General features: G+C 68.0%; 18 protein-coding genes. 13 read left to right on the top strand and 5 right to left on the bottom strand.

Annotation, left to right across the window (positions count from 1 at the left end; translation table 11 throughout):
• Positions 1 to 6: 6 nt before the first annotated feature.
• Positions 7 to 1092 (bottom strand): DUF1559 domain-containing protein, encoded by a 1086-nt coding sequence (locus TA3x_RS17835; RefSeq protein ID WP_435016009.1) that lies wholly within the window; start codon positions 1090 to 1092, stop codon positions 7 to 9.
• Between the two features lie 305 nt (positions 1093 to 1397).
• Between TA3x_RS17835 and rpsO the strand changes: the two genes are divergently transcribed.
• From rpsO to TA3x_RS17815, 4 genes are all read left to right on the top strand, one after another.
• On the top strand, positions 1398 to 1667 hold the full coding sequence (gene rpsO / locus TA3x_RS17830) for a 30S ribosomal protein S15 (protein ID WP_435016008.1): 270 nt from the start codon (positions 1398 to 1400) through the stop codon (positions 1665 to 1667).
• A 203-nt stretch (positions 1668 to 1870) separates the two neighbouring features.
• Entirely contained in the window at positions 1871 to 4144 is a 2274-nt protein-coding gene (gene pnp, locus TA3x_RS17825; RefSeq protein WP_435016007.1) for a polyribonucleotide nucleotidyltransferase, read from the top strand.
• Between the two features lie 133 nt (positions 4145 to 4277).
• Entirely contained in the window at positions 4278 to 5039 is a 762-nt protein-coding gene (locus TA3x_RS17820; protein WP_435016006.1) for a sensor histidine kinase, read from the top strand.
• A 61-nt stretch (positions 5040 to 5100) separates the two neighbouring features.
• A complete protein-coding gene (locus TA3x_RS17815; RefSeq protein WP_435016005.1) occupies positions 5101 to 6480 on the top strand; it encodes a sigma-54-dependent transcriptional regulator in 1380 nt (459 codons plus the stop codon).
• 16 nt (positions 6481 to 6496) lie between these two features.
• Here TA3x_RS17815 and TA3x_RS17810 read toward each other — a convergent pair whose 3' ends face one another.
• From TA3x_RS17810 to TA3x_RS17800, 3 genes are all read right to left on the bottom strand, one after another.
• Positions 6497 to 7555: an SDR family oxidoreductase gene (locus tag TA3x_RS17810; protein ID WP_435016004.1), complete on the bottom strand. Its 1059-nt coding sequence runs from the start codon at positions 7553 to 7555 to the stop codon at positions 6497 to 6499.
• Positions 7556 to 7667: 112 nt separating this feature from the next.
• On the bottom strand, positions 7668 to 8201 hold the full coding sequence (locus TA3x_RS17805) for a DUF3368 domain-containing protein (RefSeq protein ID WP_435016003.1): 534 nt from the start codon (positions 8199 to 8201) through the stop codon (positions 7668 to 7670).
• Complete coding sequence (locus tag TA3x_RS17800) at positions 8198 to 8461, bottom strand: UPF0175 family protein (RefSeq protein ID WP_435016002.1); 264 nt, start codon at positions 8459 to 8461, stop codon at positions 8198 to 8200. The genes TA3x_RS17805 and TA3x_RS17800 overlap by 4 nt, the downstream gene beginning before the upstream one ends.
• Before the next feature lie 416 nt (positions 8462 to 8877).
• Between TA3x_RS17800 and TA3x_RS17795 the strand changes: the two genes are divergently transcribed.
• From TA3x_RS17795 to cysK, 7 genes are all read left to right on the top strand, one after another.
• Positions 8878 to 9519 carry a hypothetical protein gene (locus TA3x_RS17795; protein WP_435016001.1) on the top strand — a complete coding sequence of 214 codons (642 nt, stop codon included), beginning with the start codon at positions 8878 to 8880 and terminating at the stop codon, positions 9517 to 9519.
• A gap of 179 nt (positions 9520 to 9698) precedes the next feature.
• A complete protein-coding gene (lysS, locus tag TA3x_RS17790) occupies positions 9699 to 11168 on the top strand; it encodes a lysine--tRNA ligase (RefSeq protein WP_435016000.1) in 1470 nt (489 codons plus the stop codon).
• A 44-nt stretch (positions 11169 to 11212) separates the two neighbouring features.
• Positions 11213 to 12604 (top strand): ABC transporter permease, encoded by a 1392-nt coding sequence (locus TA3x_RS17785; RefSeq protein WP_435015999.1) that lies wholly within the window; start codon positions 11213 to 11215, stop codon positions 12602 to 12604.
• Between the two features lie 80 nt (positions 12605 to 12684).
• On the top strand, positions 12685 to 13398 hold the full coding sequence (locus tag TA3x_RS17780) for an ABC transporter ATP-binding protein (RefSeq protein ID WP_435015998.1): 714 nt from the start codon (positions 12685 to 12687) through the stop codon (positions 13396 to 13398).
• A gap of 103 nt (positions 13399 to 13501) precedes the next feature.
• Positions 13502 to 14365: a branched-chain-amino-acid transaminase gene (ilvE, locus tag TA3x_RS17775; RefSeq protein WP_435015997.1), complete on the top strand. Its 864-nt coding sequence runs from the start codon at positions 13502 to 13504 to the stop codon at positions 14363 to 14365.
• A gap of 25 nt (positions 14366 to 14390) precedes the next feature.
• Positions 14391 to 14843, top strand: coding sequence for a universal stress protein (locus TA3x_RS17770; protein ID WP_435015996.1), 453 nt, complete (start codon positions 14391 to 14393; stop codon positions 14841 to 14843).
• Positions 14844 to 15010: 167 nt separating this feature from the next.
• Positions 15011 to 15976, top strand: a complete 966-nt coding sequence (gene cysK, locus TA3x_RS17765; RefSeq protein WP_435015995.1) for a cysteine synthase A — start codon at positions 15011 to 15013, stop codon at positions 15974 to 15976.
• 52 nt (positions 15977 to 16028) lie between these two features.
• On the opposite strand, the gene TA3x_RS17760 is transcribed toward cysK, so the two are convergent.
• Positions 16029 to 16523, bottom strand: a complete 495-nt coding sequence (locus tag TA3x_RS17760) for a peptidylprolyl isomerase (protein WP_435015994.1) — start codon at positions 16521 to 16523, stop codon at positions 16029 to 16031.
• Positions 16524 to 16884: 361 nt separating this feature from the next.
• On the opposite strand from TA3x_RS17760, the gene TA3x_RS17755 reads away from it, so the two are divergent.
• Together TA3x_RS17755 and TA3x_RS17750 are read left to right on the top strand one after the other, a co-directional pair.
• A complete protein-coding gene (locus tag TA3x_RS17755; protein WP_435015993.1) occupies positions 16885 to 18813 on the top strand; it encodes a PSD1 and planctomycete cytochrome C domain-containing protein in 1929 nt (642 codons plus the stop codon).
• A gap of 13 nt (positions 18814 to 18826) precedes the next feature.
• Positions 18827 to 20275, top strand: a complete 1449-nt coding sequence (locus TA3x_RS17750) for a DUF1501 domain-containing protein (RefSeq protein ID WP_435015992.1) — start codon at positions 18827 to 18829, stop codon at positions 20273 to 20275.
• Positions 20276 to 20371 lie beyond the last annotated feature (96 nt).

Raw genomic sequence — 20371 nt, 5'->3', positions numbered from 1 at the left:
GCCCGATCAGAACGAGTCCGAGCTGATAATCTCGCCGCCGGATTTGGTGGCCAGGGCCGCCCAGGTGCCGTGGTTCACCGTGTCCTTGACGAACTTGACCGACCCGTCGAGCATCCCCACGTTGACGCCCCCGGGATGGTTCGAGCTGGCGCCGATCAGGGTGCCGACCGACCAGATAACGTTCGCCGGATAGCCCTGATTCTCGTTGGCGTAGACGCAGGCCTTCTTGTTGGGTGGCTGGATGTGGCTGTAGCCGCCCCCCACGCCGCACCCGCCGTCGGCCCAGGAATAGCCCTTGGTAGGCCAATTGCGGGCGGTGCTGGCCTGGCACAGCGAGGCGGTCGGGCTGAGGATCGCCTGCCAGCCGACGGCGCCGGCCGGCGGGGCCGGGGTCGTATTGGTCAGGTTGCCGCTGACCTGATAGACCTGCCAGAGGCCGTCGCCGTTGGCGTTGCCCCGGCCCTTCTGCCACTCGCTGTGCATCGCGGTGTTCGACGTGCCGTCGGTGATCGACGCCAGGGTGATCGTGCCCCCGTTGTTGGACCCGTAGGTGACGCCCCCGGTGGCCGTCGAGCCCATGAGGTAGGACGGGCCGTCCAACTGCCCGCCGTTGAACGACAGGCTGGTGCCGATGTTGTTGCCGTAGTTGCAGTCGCCGAAGTTGAACCCCGGATAATTCGTCATCGTCCGGCTCACCGACACCACGTCGGACGGGCAGATGAAGGTATTGACCGTGGTCGACGAGGCGGTGCCGTTCCAGACGAGGTTGTAGGGCAGCGACTGGTTGAAGGTGTTGAACAGGCTGGCCTGCTCCATGAACGGGAGCATGCGGACCTTCATCCCGAAGTTGTTGGCGTTGGCGGTGGCGACGTTGTAGATGGCGGCGTTGCCCGACGGCGGCAGGCAGCCGTAGGTGTCGTTGTAGTTCTGGATCGCCAGGCCCATCTGCTTGAGGTTGTTGACGCACTGGCTGCGGCGGGCCGCCTCGCGTGCGGCCTGCACGGCCGGGAGGAGCAGCGCGATCAGGACGGCGATGATGGCGATGACGACCAGTAGCTCGATGAGCGTGAAACCTCGACGCTTCCTGTCCATGTTGGGGCCCTTCCCGCGGCCGTGGCGGAGTCGCCCGGACGCGAAGACGCCGGGGATCGACCCGGCTAGAAATGAAGAATATGTCGGTGGGACGTGTCGCCGATTAAAGCGGGGACCGGCCGACGGTGCCAGAGAAATCCCCGATGCGTCCCCGCCGGGGCCTCCGGCTCCGGCGCGGCCCGCGCGATCTTTCGGGACCGGGGGATTGCATTCGGGTGCGGGATCGCGTAGGGTGGATGCCTTCCAGCGTAAGGATTTCAAAAAAACGGCCCTCGAAAATGAGGCCGGTGGTAGTGGGGCTTGCGATGGCGATCACGAAGGAGAAGAAGCAGGAGATCATGGGCTCGTTCGGCCGCGGCGGTCAGGACACGGGTTCGCCCGAGGTGCAGATTGCCTTGCTGACCGCCCGGATCACCGACCTGACCAGCCATTTCAAGGAGCACGCCAAGGATCACGCCAGCCGGAGAGGGCTGCTGATGATGGTGTCGAAGCGGTCGAGCCTGCTGAAGTATCTCCGGCTCCACGACCGCAAGAGCTACCTTGATGTGATTGGTCGCCTGGGCATCCGCAAGTAATCCGGGCCGGTTGGGCGGCGTCCTGCGGGGCGACCGCCCTTTTCTCGCGCGCGGGATTGTTCGGTGGGCGGGCCGGGATCGATCCGGACGCCGCGATTGCCCGGTCCTCGTCCCGCGCCGGGACCGTCCTCGCCCCTCTCCTCCCCATCTCGTGCATCACTTGCGACGGCCCTAGCTCCCACCGGCCGAGGTAGGATCCCTGAATGTCTAGCTCGTCATCCGCGACGCGTCGGCCCGCCACCGTCGAACGAACGATCGGTGGCAAGACCATCTCGCTCGAGTCCGGTCGACTCGCCAAGCAAGCCAGCGGCGCCGTGGTGGTCCGCGTGGGCGACACGATGACCCTGGTCGCCTCCGTCTCCGGCCCCGGCCGCGAGGGGCTCGACTTCTTCCCGCTGACCGTCGATTACCGCGAGAAGGTCTACGCGGCCGGCAAGTTCCCCGGCGGGTTCATCAAGCGCGAAGGCCGGCCGACGACCAAGGAAATCTTGACGTCCCGCCTGATCGACCGCCCGATCCGCCCGCTCTTCCCCGAGAGCTTCCGCGACGAGGTCCAGATCCAGGCCGGGCCGATCTCGGCCGACCGCGAGAATGACTCCGACGTCCTGTCGATCATCGGGGCCTCGGCGTCGCTGATCCTGGCCCAGGTCCCGTTCCTCGGCCCGATCGGCGGCATCCGCCTGGGCCGCATCGGCGACAACTTCGTCGTCCTGCCCACCGCCTCGGAGATGGCCAAGAGCGACCTCGACCTGGTGGTCGCCTCCACCGAACACGCGATCGTGATGATCGAGGGGTTCGGCCGCGAGCTGCCCGAAGCCGAGATGTACGAGGCCATCATGGAGGCCCACCGGCTCAACCAGGAGGTCATCGCCCTCCAGCACGAGCTGGTCGAGGCCCTGGGCCTGCCCCGCTACGAGCCGGTCGGCCTGCCCCAGGACCCGCTCCGCGACCACCTGTACCAGCGGTTCGGCGGCGAACTCCGCCAGCTCAAGCAGATCCACGGCAAGCAGGATCGCAACAACGCGGTCAAGGACCTGCTCAAGCGGATCATCACCGAGTACTGCCCCGCCGACGGCTCCGGCCTGGTCACCCCGATGCAGGTCAAGGGGGCGTACCACGCCGTCGAGGAGAAGGTCGTCCGCGAGCTGATCCTGGACGGCCACCGCTCCGACGGCCGCGGCCCGCGCGACCTCCGGCCGATCTCCTGCGAAGTCTCGCTCCTGCCCCGCGCCCACGGCTCGGCCGTCTTCCAGCGCGGCGAGACCCAGGCGCTGGTCACCACGGTGCTGGGCACCGGGGCCGACGAGCAGCGGGTCGACGGGATCATGGAGGAGTACAGCAAGAAGTTCATGCTGGACTACAACATGCCGTCGTTCGCCGTCGGCGAGGTCCGGCCGATTCGCGGCCCCGGACGTCGCGAGATCGGGCACGGCGCCCTGGCCGAGCGTTCGGTCGCCCCGGTCCTGCCGGAAGGCAAGGCGTTCCCCTACACGATCCGGGTGATCAGCGACATCCTCGAATCCAACGGGTCCAGCTCGATGGCGTCGGTCTGCGGGGCGACCCTCAGCCTGATGGACGCCGGCGTGCCGATCAGCGACCCGGTCGGCGGGATCTCGATCGGACTGGTCCAGGATGAAGCCTCCGGCCGCCACGTCCTGCTCACCGACATCATCGGCGACGAGGACCACTTCGGCGACATGGACTTCAAGGTCGCCGGCACCCAGCGCGGGGTGACGGGCATCCAGCTCGACCTCAAGAACCTCGGGATCACCGGGCCGATCGTCCGCGAGACGCTCGACCAGGCCCGCGAGGCCCGTTTGGAAATCCTCCGGGCCATGCTCCGGTCGATCAAGCGGCCCCGCGAGGAGATCAGCGAGAACGCCCCGCGGCTGATCCAGATCCAGATCAACCCCGAGAAGATCGGCCTGCTGATCGGCCCCGGCGGCAAGACGATCCGTCGCCTCCAGGACGAGACCGGCGCCAAGATTGACATCGAGGACAGCGGCGTGGTCACCCTGGCCAGCCCCACCGCCGAGGGGGCCGAGGCCGCCCGCGACAAGATCCAGGCGATGACCGAAGGCGTCCAGGTCGGCCGGATCTACGAAGGCCGCGTCACCTCGATCAAGGACTTCGGCGCATTCGTCGAGATCCTCCCGGGCAAGGACGGCTTGGTCCACATCAGCGAGCTGTCCGACGGCTATGTCGGGACCGTGACCGACATCTGCCGCGTCGGCGACACGATGCTGGTCAAGGCGATCGCCGTCGATGACCAGGATCGCGTCAAGCTGTCGCGCAAGGCCGCCCTGGCCGAGCGCGGCGAGGTCGACCCCAACGCCGGCAACACCCGCCCGGCCGGCGCCCCGGGCGGCGGCGGTGGCGGATTCGGGGATCGCGATCGCGGCCCCGGCGGCCCGCCCCCGCGTCGCGGACCCGGCGGCGGCGGTGGCTACGGCGATCGCGGCCCGCGCCGCGACTGATCGTTGCGGATTCGGCGATCCCGGCCGCCCTCCCCGTCCGTCTTGATGACGGACGGCGGGGCGGCCGGGGATTCGCCCCCGAGTTCATGCACGGGCTCGCCCCGCTCCGACACCCGCCTCGGAGGACTCGTTCATGGCCGATCCTGACGTCGGCAAAACCCCCGCCGGATCCGTCGCGACCCTCGAACGGCCCGACGATGCGGCCATCCATCGCCGGCTCCGCGAGCAGTATGCGGAGATCGCCCAGCTCGCCGGCGGCCTGGCGCACGAGATCCGCAACCCGCTGTCGACGATGGGGCTCAACCTGGACCTGCTGGTCGAGGACTTCCGAGGGGCCGAGACCGCACGCGACCGGCGGGTGCTCCAGAAGCTGGAGCGGGTCCGCCGCGAGACCGAGCGGCTCCAGGACATCGTTGACGACTTCCTCCGGTTCGCCAAGGTCCAGGACCTCCAGACCGAGCCCGCCGACCTGAACGCGGTGGTGGATGACCTTCGCGACTTCTCCGAGCCCCAGGCCCTGGCCCAGGGGGTGGTGATGCGGACCCAGTACGAGCCCGGGCTCCCGCGCGTGCCGCTCGACGTCGGCCTGTTCAAGCAGGCGCTCTGGAACCTGATCCGCAACGCCCAGCACGCCATGCCCGACGGCGGCGAGTTGATGCTCCAGACGCATCGCGACGGCGACTTCGCCGTGCTGGACGTGACCGACACCGGCGTCGGGATGACGCCGGAGGTCGCCGCGCGGATCTTCGACGCCTTCTACTCGACCCGGCCCGGCGGCAGCGGATTGGGCCTGCCCACCACCCGCAAGATCGTCGAGGCCCACGGCGGGACCCTGTCCACCGAGAGCGAGCCCGGCCAGGGCTCGCGGTTCACGGTGCGGCTCCCCCTGTCCTGACCGATCCGACCCGGAGGCCCTCTCGAACACGATGCCGGCAATCCCTTCACATGGGGCCTCGATGGACCCTCAGATCCGAGTCCTGGTGGTCGACGACGACGAAGGCCACGCCGAGGCGGTGGCGGAGAGCCTGGAACGCGTCGGGTACGACTGCGTCGTCGCCGGGAGCGGGCGCCAGGGGCTCAAGCAGATCCAGGAGCAGGACTTCGACATCATCCTGACCGACCTCGTGATGGACGAGGTTGGCGGGATGGAGATCCTGGCCGAGGCCCGGCGCGAGCTGCCCGACGCCGAGGTGGTGATCCTGACCGGGCACAGCACGATCAAGGCGGCCGTCGCCGCCATGCAGGCCGGGGCCTCCCATTACCTGACCAAGCCGCTCGACATCGGCGAGCTGCGCACCGTCGCCGACAAGGTCTCGCAGGCCCAGCGGCTGGCCCGGTCGAACCTCGACCTCCGCCGCCAGCTCAACGAGCGGTTCGGCTTCGAGGGGATGATCGGAAACTCCCCCTTGATGCACGCGGTGATCGGCCGGCTCCGGCAGATCGCCCCGACCTCGGCCACCGTGCTGATCACCGGCGAGAGCGGCACCGGCAAGGAGCTGGTGGCCAAGGCGCTGCACGCCAACAGCCCGCGTCGGACCAAGCCGTTCGTCGCCCTGAACTGCGCGGCGCTCAGCGAGAACATCCTGGAAAGCGAGCTGTTCGGCCACATCAAGGGGGCTTTCACCGGGGCCGACCGCGAGCGCAAGGGCTGGTTCGAGCACGCCAACGGCGGCACCCTGTTCATGGACGAGATCGGCGAGATCCCGATCTCCACCCAGGTCAAGCTGCTCCGGGTGCTGGAGACCGGGGAGATCGTCCGGGTCGGCACCAACGACCCGATCAAGGTCAACGTCCGGATGATCTCGGCGACCAACCGCGACCTCAAGGAGGCGATCGCCTCGGGGTCGTTCCGCCAGGACCTGTACCATCGCCTCAAGGTCGTCAGCGTCAACCTCCCGCCGTTGCGGGCCCGGCGCGAGGACATCACGCTCCTGATCGACTCGTTCCTCAAGCAGTTCGCCGCGTCGCACGGCAAGACGGTCACGTCGATCACCCCGGCCGCCCGCAAGGCCCTGATGGCCTATCCCTGGCCGGGCAACGTCCGCGAACTGAAAAACGCGATCGAGAGCATGGTCGTGGTCGACTTCGACGGCGTCCTCGACGTCGACGACCTGACCGAAGACCTGATCGCCCAGCCCGATGCGGCCGGGGCCGTCGCCTCGACCGCGGCGGCCTCGGGCCCCAACCTCGTCGGCCGCCCGCTCGACGAGGTGGAAGCCTATTATATCGGCGAGACCCTGAAGCTCACCTCGGGCAATCGCGAGGAGGCGGCCCGCCTGCTCGGCATTGGCGAGCGGACCCTGTACCGCAAGATCAAGGAATACCAGATCGGCTGACCCGGATTGCCCGGGCTCAGGACCAGTCCTCGACCTTCTGCCGGGCACGCTCCGCCGGGCCCGGCTTCGGCCGAGCGGAGTTCCGGATCAGGGCGGCCACGCCCAGCGCCGCCACGCCGAGGGCGATCGGCTTGAGCACGGGGTTCCACTCGAACACCTTGGTATAGAGGCTGGTGGAATAGGCCTTCTCGTGGTATTCGCCCTCGATGGCGCGGGGGCGGGGCGGGGGCTCGTAGAGGTTGTCGGGCTTCGCGAGCTTGTCGGAGATCTGCTCCTTGTAGATCATGTCGTTGCGGGTGATCAGCCAGTCCGCGAAGCCGGGGCTGACCCGCTGGATCACGTCGAACAGCTTGCCGCCGCCGCCCACGAAGATGTCGCGCCGGGGGTTCTCGGCGGCGAAGACGATCGACTCGGCGACGACGTGGGGCTCGTACACCGGAGCGGGCGCCGCCACCTGCACCCCGCCCAGCCTGGCCCGGGCGTCGGAGAAGAACGGCGTGTTGATCGCGGCCGGGGCGATGTAGGTGACGTGGTACTCGCCCGGCTCCCGCCTCAGTTCGAGCCGGAGCCCTTCGGTGAACGACTTCACGCCGTGCTTGGTGGCACTGTAGACGGTCTGGAGCGGGAAGGTCCGCACCCCGGCCACCGACCCGATGTTGATGAACGCCCCGCCGCCGACCTTCCTCATGTAGGGGAGCGCGGCCTTCACGCCGTGGATCGTCCCCATCAGGTTGACCTGGACCAGCCTCTGGAAGTCCGCCACGTCGACGTCGGCGATCAGCCCGGCGATGCCGACGCCGGCGTCGTTGATCCAGGTATCGATCCGCCCGAACTTGTCGTCGGCGGCCCGCGCCAGGGCCTGGACCTGCTCCCAGTCGGCCACGTCGGTCGGCACGACGAGGGCGGACCCGCCGTGGACCTCGATCTCGCGGGCGACCTCGCCGAGCGCCCCCTCGTCGCGGGCGGCCAGCACCACGTTGGCCCCCCTGCGTCCGAAGATCAGGGCCGCCTCGCGGCCGAACCCCGAGGAGGCCCCGGTCAATACGATCGTCTGCTCATTCAATGGCCTGGGCATGGGATGGCTCTCGGTCGCGGTGGTTCTTGCTGATGTTCTCGTTGGAGTCGAGGAGCCTCAGCAAACCCCGCGCCGGAGAGGGCCGGACACTTTCACCCGGATTCGAGGGGCATCATGGACGCATTTCGGTGGCCTGTTCTTGCTCGGCCCGCCGCGATTGCACGTTATCGATGGCCGCCTGATACTGGTCGGCGGTGGCCCGATAGTTCGTCGATCTAAGCCTGGTCGCCGCCTCCTGGATGTCCAGGAAGCCGCGAACCGCCGCTTCTTCGAGGATGTTGATCGTCCCGAGCAGGGGGAACTTCAGCGCCCTGGCCGCCTTGCGAGCATCCCAATCGTCGATGAGGATCCAGTCGAGGCGCGGCCCCGTGGCGGCATTCAGCTCCGCGGCGAGCGAGATGGCATGGATCTCCCCTTCGTGGAGTTTTGCCGTCAGGCCCGGGAGGATCTGCACGGGGGCCCGGACCGTGACCCAGTCTGGAAGATTCTTCGCCCAAGCGCGAACGGGTTCGGGGGCTTTCTCCCTTCGCATCTCCTCGAGAACGGCGGGGGGGATGATCACCTGTCCGAAGAGACGGGCGAGCACCTCTTGCTCTCCGATGAGGATGAGATAGTTGAGCGGCGTCGTGTCGGAGACGACGATCATCGGGGCCTGGCGTCGCGGAGGATGCCGACCTGGGCCTTGATCTCCGAGACGCTGACATCGAGCCCAACGCCGTACCTCTTGAGCAGGCCATCCGTCGCGTACCGATCAAGCCCCAGGGCCTCCCCGAGCTGACGGTGCGAAATCTCATGTTCGCGATACAGTTCGACGAGGAACGCCTCGCGGGCCTTGCCGCTCCGCTCGGTGTCAGGGACCCGGAGTTGCTGCTCGATGTCTTGGGGGATATCAAAACTGATGGTCATGTCGTGGCTCCTGAGAGTCGGAGATTTTCTGCAGGCTCTCTCATGTTTCGGGGCACGGGCGAGGTCCGACTCGCGCCTGCCGCTCAGGGCCTGTGACGCGGGCAGTTGGGACGGTCGAGCGCCTGAGTCTCGATAGGATTCGGGTCGGGAGGATCGCCGGTTCTTTGCGTGGTCATGGCATCAATCGATCGCGATCGCCGTGACTTCAAATGATCCTGAGGGCTTCGGCGGGAAGCAAGATCAAACCTCTCGCCTGCTTGGGGTGGACCGGCGGCATCGTTCCGATCCTTTCCCCAACTCCCCGTGACGCCCGGATCAGGATCGGGTCGCCGTCCCAATCATCAGTTTCGTGCCATGGGATCACCATGATATCGTCATTGTTCCGGGTGAGGTCGTCGGCGACGCAAGGTGATCCCATGCAGTTCAAAAAGCGGCTTGGCCTGGCGATATCCGCGGCCCACATTTTCCTGGTCGGCCAGGTGCCCATCGCCAACTCGGCGCAGCGAGCGGGTGTCGCGGGCGATCAATCGGCGAAATCCGCGGATCGAACACCGGCCCTCAAAATGCATCGGCTCGGGGCGGGCGAACCTGGGAATGATGGTTGGTATGAGGCCAAGTCGACCGAGGGTCATTTCCGCGTCAGCATGCCGTTCCCCTTCAATGACGGGACGATCCAGTTGCCGGCGGATCCGACCGCCCGGAGCTATCTGATCAATTCAACGAGTTCCGAAGGTTACAAGTTCACCGTCATGGAAATCGAAACCAAGAAAGGCAAGGCAAACTCTCCACTCAAGTCGCTCCCCGATGGGATCCGAGCGAAAGGCGAAGCGAAGCTCTCCGGAGAACGGTACTTCCAACACCAGGGCCATCCGGCCGTCGAATTCCAGGCCGTCGGGCCGAAGCAAGGCATCTACACGCGAGTCATCAATTGCTCGGACCGACTTTTCTCCCTCATGGTGGAGTATCCTGCCGGGTCGGAAGCCGAGGTCGGGCCGCTCGTGTCGGGTTTCTTCGAATCCCTGCGGATTGACCTGAAATCCGGTGAGAAGGGGAAGTGATCGATCCAACGCCGGGTGACCTGGGCGGCGGCCTGACCTGGAAGCGTCGGTCTTGTGGTCGATCAGGTGATGGCTCCGTGCGATCGGAGAAACGGGTTGCGATTGACCGGGCGGGCGGTTTCCTTACAATTCGGCTCAAGTTCCCTTCCCGATGAGACGACGAATCGCAAGGCCCGGTGATGTCGGAAGAAACGCACGATCAGCTGGAAGCGGTCCGGGTCGAGAAGCTCCGCAAGATCGAGGCCCTGGGCCTCGACCCCTGGGGGCAGCGGTTCGACGACCATCAGGCGGTGGCCGACGTCCGGGCGATCCCCCTGCCCGAGGGGGAGGCGACCGACGCCGATCGGCCCCGGGTCCGGATCGCCGGGCGGATCGTGCTCAAGCGCGGCCAGGGGAAGGTCAACTTCCTCCAGGTCCGCGACTGGACCGGCACCATCCAGGTCATGATCGGCAAGAACCAGGTGGGCGAGGCGGCCTGGGCGCTGGCCTCGGAGTTCGACCTGGGCGACCTGATCGGCGTCGATGGCGGGCTCGGCCTGACCAAGACCGGCGAGCTGACCGTGTTCGCCGCCGGGCTGACCTTCCTGGGCAAGAGCCTCCTGCCCCCGCCCGAGAAGTGGCACGGGCTGACCGACATCGAGAAAAGGTCCCGCCAGCGCTACGTCGACCTGGCGTATAACCCCGAGAGCTTGCAGGCGTTCCTGAACCGGTCCAAGATCGTCGCGGCCTTCCGCGCGGTCCTGGCCGGGCGCGGGTTCGTCGAGGTCGAGACGCCGACCATGCAGGCGATCGCCGGCGGGGCGGCGGCCAAGCCGTTCGTCACCCACCACAACACGCTCGACCTCGACCTCTTCATGCGCATCGCGCCGGAGCTGTACCTCAAGCGGCTGCTGGTGGGCGGGATGGAGCGGGTCTTCGAGATCGGCCGGGTCTACCGCAACGAGGGGATCAGCCCCAAGCACAACCCCGAATTCACGATGCTGGAAGCCTATCAGGCCTATGGCGACTATCACGCCATGATGGACCTGACCGAGGCCCTGATCGTCGGCGCCATCGAGGCCATCGACGGCAATTACCAGCGGACCTGGGGCGAGCACACGATCGACTTCACCCCGCCCTGGCCGCGCCGGACGTATGCCGAACTCGTCCACGAGCATGCCGGGGTCGACCCGGCGGACTTCGACGCCCTCCGCGCCAAGGCGGAGTCGCTGGGCCTGGCCACGGCGGGCAAGGACCCGAGCGTGGTCCTGAGCGAGGTGTTCGAGGAGGTCGTGGAGGATCGCCTGGACGGGCCGGTCTTCGTGATCGACTACCCGGCGGCCGTCTGCCCGCTGACCAAGCGGAAGGCGTCCGACCCGGCCGTCGCCGAGCGGTTCGAGCTGTTCGTCCACGGCATCGAGCTGGCCAACGCCTACACCGAACTGAACGACCCGATGCTCCAGGACGAGCTGTTCCGCGGCCAGCTCGCCGGGCAGAAGGACGAGGACTCGATGGCCAAGATGGACGACGACTTCGTCCGGGCCCTGAAGCACGCGATGCCCCCGGCCGGAGGCCTGGGCGTCGGCATCGACCGGCTCTGCATGCTGCTGCTGGACAAGGTGAGCATCCGCGACGTGATCCTGTTCCCCTTGCTCCGCCCCGAATCCTGACCGAACCACCTGCCCGCGAACCCTCCACGGATGGAGATCCTCGCATGTACAAGTATCTGCTGTGCTGGCGGTATCTCCGGACCCGCTACATCGCCCTGGCCAGCATCATCAGCGTGATGCTGGGCGTGGCCACGATGATCGTGGTCAACTCGGTCATGGCCGGGTTCTCCGAGAAGATGCGGACCCGCCTGCACGGGGTCCTGGCCGACGTGATCGTCGAGTCCTACGACCTCGACGGCTTCCGCAACGCCCAGGAGGTCATGGCCCGGATCCGCAAGGTGGCGGGCGAGGACGTCGAGGCGATGGCCGCGACCATGGAGACCTTCGGCCTCCTGAAGTGGACCGTCAACGGCAACGCGATCACCCGCCAGGTCCAGATCATGGGCGTCGAGCCCGAGGAACGGGCCAAAACCGGCGACTTCGCCGAGTTCCTGTTCGACGAGCAGGGCAAGCAGATCCCGCCGTCGTTCCACGTCACCGAGAAGGTCCGGCTCAACAACCCGGCCGGCGAGCTGCTGAAGGAGGAGGAGGACGGCCCATTCAAGGACGCCCTCATGGCCCAGATCGATGCCGACGTGCCCGACTTCGGTACGATCATCGGCTTCTCGCTCGGCCACATGCACTACAAGGGGAAGGACCTGTGCGTCGCCCCGCCGGGCACCAAGGTCCACCTCTATTACCCCAAGGCCGGGCGGTCGCCCGAGCCGGGGTCCGACACCTTCACCGTGGCGGGCTACTTCAAGAGCGGGATGAGCGAGTACGACTCGACCCACGTCTACGTCCCCCTGAAGCGGCTCCAGATGCTCCGCCTGCTGGGCGACGGCGAGGGCCAGGGGGCCGTGAACCAGATCCAGCTCAAGGTCCGCAAGGGCGTGGACATCGACGTGCTGGCCTCGAACCTCCAGTCGGCCATGGAAGACCTCCGGCCGATGTACTTCAAGGTCTCGACCTGGGAGCAGAAGCAGGGGCCGTTGCTGGCGGCGGTGGCCGTCGAGCAGAGCATCCTCAACATCCTCCTGTTCTTCATCATCGCCGTGGCCGGGTTCGGCATCCTGGCGATCTTCTCGATGATCGTGGTGGAGAAGACCCGCGACATCGGCGTGCTCAAGGCGCTGGGCGCCTCCACGTCGGGCGTGCGGGGGATCTTCCTCGGCTACGGCCTGTCTCTGGGGCTGGTGGGCAGCGGCGTGGGGATGATCGGCGGCCTGCTGTTCGTCCGCTACATCAATCCGATCGAGAAAGGGTTGAGCGTGGTGACCGGGCGTAGGGTGTTCGATGACTCGATCTACTACTTCTCCGAGATCCCGACCCGGATCGAGCCCCACACCGTGGCCTGGATCGTCGGCGGGGCGCTGATGATCTCGATCGTCGCCAGCGTGTGGCCCGCCCAGAGGGCCGCGAAGCTCCGCCCGGTGCAGGCCCTCCGGTTCGAGTGAACCCAGGCGTCCGACGCGGCCGGGTCGGATCCCCGGCCGCGTTTCTCCCGTTCCCCGCACGAACACGGAGGGTTTCCGCGATGGCGAAGAATCATCTGGAAGCGGTCGGCCTGGTCAAAGCCTATCGCAAGGGCCGGTTCGCCGTGCCGGTGCTGCACGGCGTCGACCTCGAAGTGGAGCGCGGCGAACTCGTCGCGGTGATCGGCTCCAGCGGCTCGGGCAAGAGCACCCTGCTCCACCTGCTCGGGCTTTTGGACACCCCCGACGCCGGCTCGGTCCTGCTGGACGGCAAGAGGATCGACGACGGCCCGGAGAAGGGGCGCGACCTCCTCCGCAACCAGACCTTCGGCTTCATCTTCCAGTTCTATCACCTCCTCCCGGAGCTGACGGCGCTGGAGAACGTGATGCTGCCGCACATGATCCGGCTCGGCTTCCGCTCCTACCTGTCGAAGCGGTCCGGGATCCGCAAGGACGCCACCGCCCTGCTGGAGCGGGTCGGCCTCGGGCACCGGCTCGACCACCGCCCGGCCGAGCTTTCCGGCGGCGAGATGCAGCGCACCGCGATCGCCCGGGCGCTGGTCGGCGGGCCCGAAGTGCTGCTGGCCGACGAGCCGACGGGCAACCTCGACGCCGCCACCGGGCAGGGCGTCCTGGAGCTGTTGCGCGACTTGAACCGTGAGCGCCATCTCACTATGATGATGGTCACTCACGACGGGCACATCGCCCAGCAGGCCGATCGGGTCGTCCGGCTTGCCGAGGGTCGCGTCGAAGAGTGGGCCCCCGCCCTGGCTTGAACCGTCCGGCGGGGGCCAACGCGTCGCCGCGTTCCGATCGGAGGTCGTCGCCCCGAGGATGAGGCGCCGGCCCGACCGGGACGCGGCCAGGAGCCCCCCTCGGATGAGCCTCAAGGTTTATATCGGCGGCAAGTTCTTCGACAAGGCCGACGCCAAGATCAGCGTCTACGATCACGGCCTGCTCTACGGCGACGGCGTCTTCGAGGGGATCCGCTCCTACGCCGGCCGCGTGTTCCGGCTCAAGGACCACGTCGACCGCCTGTACGACTCGGCCAAGGCGATCCACCTGGAGATCCCCATCTCCCGGGCGGCCATGGCCGATGCGGTCAACGAGACCCTCGCGGTCAACAAGCTGGTCGATGCCTACGTCCGCCTCGTCGTGACCCGGGGCGCCGGCTCGCTGGGCCTGGACCCGCGCAAGACGACCGACCCCCAAATCATCATCATCGCCGACTCAATCAGCCTCTACCCGGCCGAGCTGTACGAGCACGGGCTCAAGATCATCACCGCCGGCACGATGCGCAACCACCCGGCGGCGCTCAACCCCCGGGTCAAGTCGCTGAACTACCTGAACTCGATCCTCGCCAAGATCGAGGGGACCAACGCCGGCTGCCTCGAAGCCTTGATGCTCAACCACAAGGGCGAGGTCGCCGAGTGCACCGGCGACAACATCTTCATCGTCCGCCGGGGCGAACTCCACACGCCGTCGATCGACGCCGGCATCCTGGAGGGGATCACCCGCGACGCGGTGATCGAGCTGGGCAAGAAGGCCGGGCTCAAGGTCGTCGAGCGGACCATGGACCGCCACGACATCTACACCGCCGACGAGTGCTTCCTGACCGGGACCGCCGCCGAGGTGATCCCCGTGGTCGAGTGCGACGCCCGCCCGATCGGCGACGGCAAGCCCGGGCCGATCACGAAAGACCTGCTCGACCGCTTCCACAAGATGGTCCGCAGCGGGGAATGACCCCCGTCCTTCCCGAGCGGGGGGCATGATGCTCGCGATCCGGACGATCCTGGCCCCGACCGACTTCAGCCCCCATGCCGCCGTCGCCGTGCGCTATGCGTGCGAGCTGGCCGTGCGGCTGGGGTCGGCGCTTCACCTGCTCCACATCCTCCCCGATGTGGTGCCGGTCACCCCCGACCCGATGCTCGCGCCGGCGATGCCGCCGGAGTTCTTCGCCCAGTCCGAGGTCCGGGCCCGCGAGGCGCTCGGGGTGATCCTCGACCCCGCCTGGGGCGAGCCCCCCTCGGTCGTCACGGCGGTCCACTGGGGCGCCGGGGTGGAGGGGATCGTCGAGTACGCCGCCGCCCACGCCATCGACCTCGTGGTGATCGCCACCCACGGCCGCACCGGCATCCGCCACGCCCTGCTCGGCTCGGTCGCCGAAAGGATCGTCCGCGAATCCCCCTGCCCCGTCCTGACGATCCGCGACCGGGGCTGAGGCCGGGCCGCCGGGCAAATCGCCTTGGACCAGCCCGGTTCGATCCGATATGATCGATCCGGGTCCGGCGAGCCGTCCCATCGCGATCGGCTCGCCGCGGGTTTGTGATCTCAAACTATCGAGTCGGGATGCTTGGGCGACGGCCCTCGGCCCGGGAGACGAGCACGATGGCAACTGCCGAGCGGACGCGGGGTCGGATCTACGACGACATCACCCAGACGATCGGCAACACGCCGTTGATCCGCCTGCGACGCGTCACGGCGGGCTGCCCGGCCGAGGTCGTCGCCAAGCTGGAGAACTTCAACCCGCTGTGGTCGGTCAAGGACCGGATCGGCGTGGCGATGATCGACGCGGCCGAGGCCGCCGGCAAGATCAACCCCGACACCATCATCGTCGAGCCGACCAGCGGCAACACCGGGATCGCCCTGGCCTTCACCTGCGCCGCCCGCGGCTACAAGCTGATGGTCACGATGCCCGAGAGCATGAGCCTGGAACGGCGCCGGCTGCTCAAGGCGTTCGGGGCCGAGATCGTCCTGACCCCGGCCACCGAGGGGATGCCCGGCGCCGTGCGCAAGGCCGAGGAGATCGTCGGCGGCAACCCCAACGCCTTCATGCCGCAGCAGTTCAAGAACCCGGCCAACCCCGAGATCCACCGGGCGACCACGGCCGAGGAGATCTGGAACGACACGGAAGGTCGCGTCGACATCCTGGTCTGCGGCGTCGGCACCGGGGGGACGATCACCGGCTGCGGCGAGGTGCTCAAGGCCCGCAAGCCCGGCCTGAAGGTGGTGGCGATCGAGCCGACCAATTCGCCGGTCCTCACCCAGAGGCACAACAACCAACCGCTCAAGCCCGGCCCGCACAAGATCCAGGGCATCGGCGCCGGGTTCATCCCCGACGTCATGAACCCGGAGATCATCGACGAGATCATCCAGGTGAAGGATGAGGAATCGTTCGAGATGGCCCGCCGCCTCGCCAAGGAAGAGGGCATGCTGGTCGGCATCTCCTGCGGTGCCGCCGCCACCGGCGCCATCCAGGTGGCCCGACGCCCCGAGAACGCCGGCAAGCTGATCGTCGTGGTCCTGCCCGACCTCGGCGAACGCTACCTGTCCACGGCCCTGTATCCCGAATGATCGGGGGGCCGGCCCGATCCCCAGGCCGGGGGTCGGGCCGCCCGATTTCAGGTCAGAGGACGCCGCAATCGGCGATCTCGATCTTCGCGCGCGGCTTGCCGCTGCCGGAGCCGAGGGCCTCGATCTGCTTGACCAGGTCGGTGCCGTCGGTCACCTCGCCGAAGACGACGTGCTTGCCGTCCAGCCAGTTGGTCACCACGGTGGTGATGAAGAACTGCGACCCGTTGGTGTTCGGGCCGGCGTTGGCCATCGACAGCAGGAACGGCCGGTCGTGCTTCAGCTGGAAGTTCTCGTCCGGGAACTTGTTGCCGTAGATCGACTTGCCGCCGGTGCCGTTGTGGTTGGTGAAGTCGCCCCCCTGGAGCATGAACTGGGGGATCACGCGGTGGAACGACGAGCCCTTGTAGCCGAACCCCTTCTCGTGCGAGCAGAGGGCGCGGAAGTTCTCGGCGGTCTTGGGGGCCACGTCGTCGAACAACTCCATGGTGATCCGGCCCGAGGGCTTGCCGTCGATGCTGATGTCAAAGTAGACGCGGGGCCTGGCCATGCTGGATATCCTCGATCGACTCTCGGGCGGGAACGGCCGACCCGCGCGGGATCCCGGATCGGCCCGGCCGAGATGGGTGGGCGTATCCGAGATGGTCGCGGGCGGAACGGGCCTCAGCGTACCGAAATCCGCGCCCCATCGCCATCCGAGGCCGTCGATCCGCCCGCCCGGCCCGGCAATCCGACTCCGCCGGCTGCACGGGGTTGAAGGGGATCGTCGGTCCCGGGTCTAATGGGATTCTTGCCTGTCTTCGAATCCGATCCGAGCCGAGACGCGGGAGGGCCGATCCGTCGGCGCCCCCGCGTCCCCCGCCCGCGAGATCAGACGCCCGGGTCGCCCCAAGGAGTGCGGAGTGCCATCGATGATCTTCGAGAGGTTGGGTTGGGCGGCCATCCTGACGATGTGGGCGGCCTCCGGGGCCGCCCTCGGCCAGGAGCCGGCGCCGCAGAAGGCCCAGGTCGACTTCGCCCATGACGTCGCCCCGCTGCTCAAGGCCCGGTGCACCAACTGCCACGCCGACGGCCGGTACAAGGGGGCCTTCTCGCTCGATACCCGCGAGTCGATGCTCAAGTCCGAATCCGTCGTGGTCGGCAAGGCATCCGAGAGCGAGCTGATCGAGCGGCTGACCTCGGACGACCCCGAGTTCCGCATGCCCCCGCCCACCGGCAAGGAGAAGCCGCTGACCCCCGAGGAGGTCTTGCGGCTGTCGACCTGGATCGACCAGGGGGCGACCTGGGAGCCGGGCTTCACCTTCAAGAGCCGCGGCTACGTCGCGCCGACGAAGCTGCAAGCCGTCGAACTCCCCCCGGCCCGCGACGGCCGCGACCACCCCATCGACCGGATCATCGACGCCTACCAGGCCGCGAGGAAGGTCCCGACCCCCGCCCCGCTGGACGACGCCGCGTTCGCCCGCCGGCTGTTCCTCGACGTGACGGGGCTCCTGCCCCCGCCCGAGGAACTGGCCGCGTTCCTCGCCGACGCCGACCCGGGGAAGCGGGATCGCCTGATCCGCCGCGTCCTGGGCGATGACCGGGCCTACGCCGACAACTGGCTCTCGTTCTGGAACGACCTGCTCCGCAACGACTACAAAGGGACGGGCTACATCGACGGGGGCCGCAAGCAGATCTCCCAGTGGCTCTACCAGGCCCTCTACGACAACAAGCCCTACGACGCCTTCGTCCGCGACCTCATCAGCCCGACCCCGGAGTCGGAGGGGTTCATCAACGGGATCAAGTGGCGCGGCCGGGTGAATGCCAGCCAGGTCACCGAGGTCCAGTTCTCCCAGAACGTGGCGCAGGTGTTCCTGGGCGTGAACATGAAGTGCGCGTCGTGCCACGACAGCTTCATCGATCGCTGGACCCTGGAAGATGCCTACGGGCTGGCCGCCATCACGGCCTCGGCCCCGCTGGAGATCGCCCGCTGCGACATCCCGACCGGCCGGTTCGCCACGCCGAAATTCCTCTGGCCCGAACTCGGATCGATCGACGCCAAGCTGCCCCGCGACGAGCGGCTCAAGCAACTGGCCGGCCTGCTCACCCACCCGGACAACGGCCGCTTCCCCCGCACGATCAGCAACCGGATCTGGCGCCGGCTGATGGGCCGGGGGATCATCGAGCCCGTGGACGTGATGGCCAACGAGCCCTGGAGCGAGCCGCTGCTGGACCACCTGGCCGGCTTCCTGGCCGGGCATGGCTACGACCTGAAGGCGCTGATCGAGCACGTCGCAACCTCGAAGGCGTATCAGTCCCGGTCGGCCGCCTGGCCCGACGAGGATCACGGCGAGGGCTACGTCTACCGCGGCCCCGAGGTGAAGCGGATGACGGCCGAGGACTTCATGGATGCCGTCTGGATGATCACGGGCGAGGCCCCCAAGAAGCTCGCGGCCCCGATCAAGCCGGCCGCCGAGGCCGAGGCCGCCGCCCATCGCTTCGTCCGCGCCTCGCTGGTCCTCTGCGACCCGCTCATGCGGTCGCTGGGCCGCCCCAATCGCGAGCAGGTGGTGACGACCCGGGGCGAGGTCCTGACGACGCTCCAGGCCCTGGACCTGTCCAACGGCCAGACGCTCACCGAGATCGCCGCGAAGGGGGCGGACCGCCTCCTGGCCGAGAAGCCGGGGGCCGACGCCTCCGCCCTGGCCGAGGCGGTCTATTCCCGGGCCCTGGGCCGGTCGCCGACCGCCGACGAGGCCGCCATCGCCCGCGAGATGATCGGCGACCCGGCCTCGGCCGACGGGCTGGCCGACCTCCTGTGGGCCGTGTTCATGCTCCCCGAATTCCAGTTGATCCGCTGACGGAGGCGTCCCGATGGTGAGCGAAGAGTCTCGATCGCGCCGCGAATTCCTCCGCGCCACGGGGGCGGCCACCCTGGCGGCCCTGGCCTCGGGCGAGCCCCGCCGTATCCTGGGATCGGACGGCCGCGATGCGGTCAAGCACCCGGAGGCCACGGCCGACACGGTGATCGTCCTCTGGATGGCCGGGGGCATGGCCTCCCCGGAGACGTTCGACCCCAAGCGATACACCCCCTACGAGGTGGGCGGCGAGCCGGGCGATGTCCTCTGCACCTTCCCGAGCATCGACACGGCCGTCGACCACATCAAGATCTCGCAGGGCCTGGAGAACGTCGCCAAGGTCCTGGATCGCGGCACGGTGATCCGGTCGCACGTCGTGGCCGACCTCGGCAACATCCTCCACTCGCGGCACCAGTACCACTGGCACACCGGCTACATCCCGCCGCAGACGGTGGCCGCCCCCCACATCGGCTCGTGGGTGGCCAGGGTGAAGGGGCCGAGGAACCCGGCCATCCCGGCGTTCGTGAACATCGGCCAGAGGCTGGAAGGGCACGGCGAGTCGGAGGAACTGAAGGCCTTCACCACCGCCGGGTTCTTCGGCAGCGAGTACGGCCCGTTCAACCTCCCCTTCCCGCTCGACGCCGTCGCCGCCGTCCGGCCCCCGAAGGGGATGAACGCCGGCCGGTTCGCCGCGCGCGAGCAGGCCTACAAGCGGTTGCTCAAGCAAAGCCCTCTGGGCGACCTGGCCAGCGACTACCACCAGGAGTCGATGGTCCGGTCGATGGAGAACGCCCATCGCCTGCTCAACTCCAAGGACCGCGACGCCTTCGACCTGAGCCTGGAGCCCAAGGAAAGCTTCGACGCCTACAACACCGGCCGCTTCGGCCAGGGCTGCCTGCTCGCCCGGCGGCTGACCGAGGCCGGGGCCCGGTACATCGAGGTCACGACCGAGTACGTCCCGTTCGTGAGCTGGGACACCCACGAGAACGGCCACACCACCGCCGCCGAGATGAAGGCCCAGATCGACCGGCCGATCGCCCGCCTGATCCTCGACCTCGAAGAACGCGGCCTGCTGGACCGCACGCTGGTCGTCCTGGCCAGCGAGTTCAGCCGCGACATGATGGTCGAGGGGATCCCGGGCAGCACCGCCAAGGATCAGGCCCGGGTCAAGGGCGGCAAGTTCGTGGAGATGAAGCAGTATGGCCTCCACCGCCACTTCACCGGCTCGGGCTCGGTGCTGATGTTCGGCGGCGGGATCAAGAAGGGCCACCTCCACGGCGAGACCGCGCCCGAGCGTCCCTTGATCACGGTCAAGGATCCGGTCTCGATCAAGGATCTCCACGCCACGATCTTCACCGCGATGGGGATCTCGCCCGCGATCGGCTTCGACGTCGAGAAGCGCCCGTTCTACGCCACCGACAACGCCGAGGGGCGGCCGGTCGCCTCGCTGTTCGCCCGGGGGTGACGGGCCATCGGGCCGGTCACCGGCCCCGCGCGACCGAAACGCGCGGGGCCGCCCCTTCCCCACGCGGACCACGTTCGACAACCCCCGAGGTCGGCA

The sequence above is a fragment of the Tundrisphaera macrotermitis genome, from assembly GCF_051175315.1.
Classification (GTDB): domain Bacteria; phylum Planctomycetota; class Planctomycetia; order Isosphaerales; family Isosphaeraceae; genus Tundrisphaera.
This window is presented reverse-complemented; position numbering and strand designations above follow the sequence as displayed.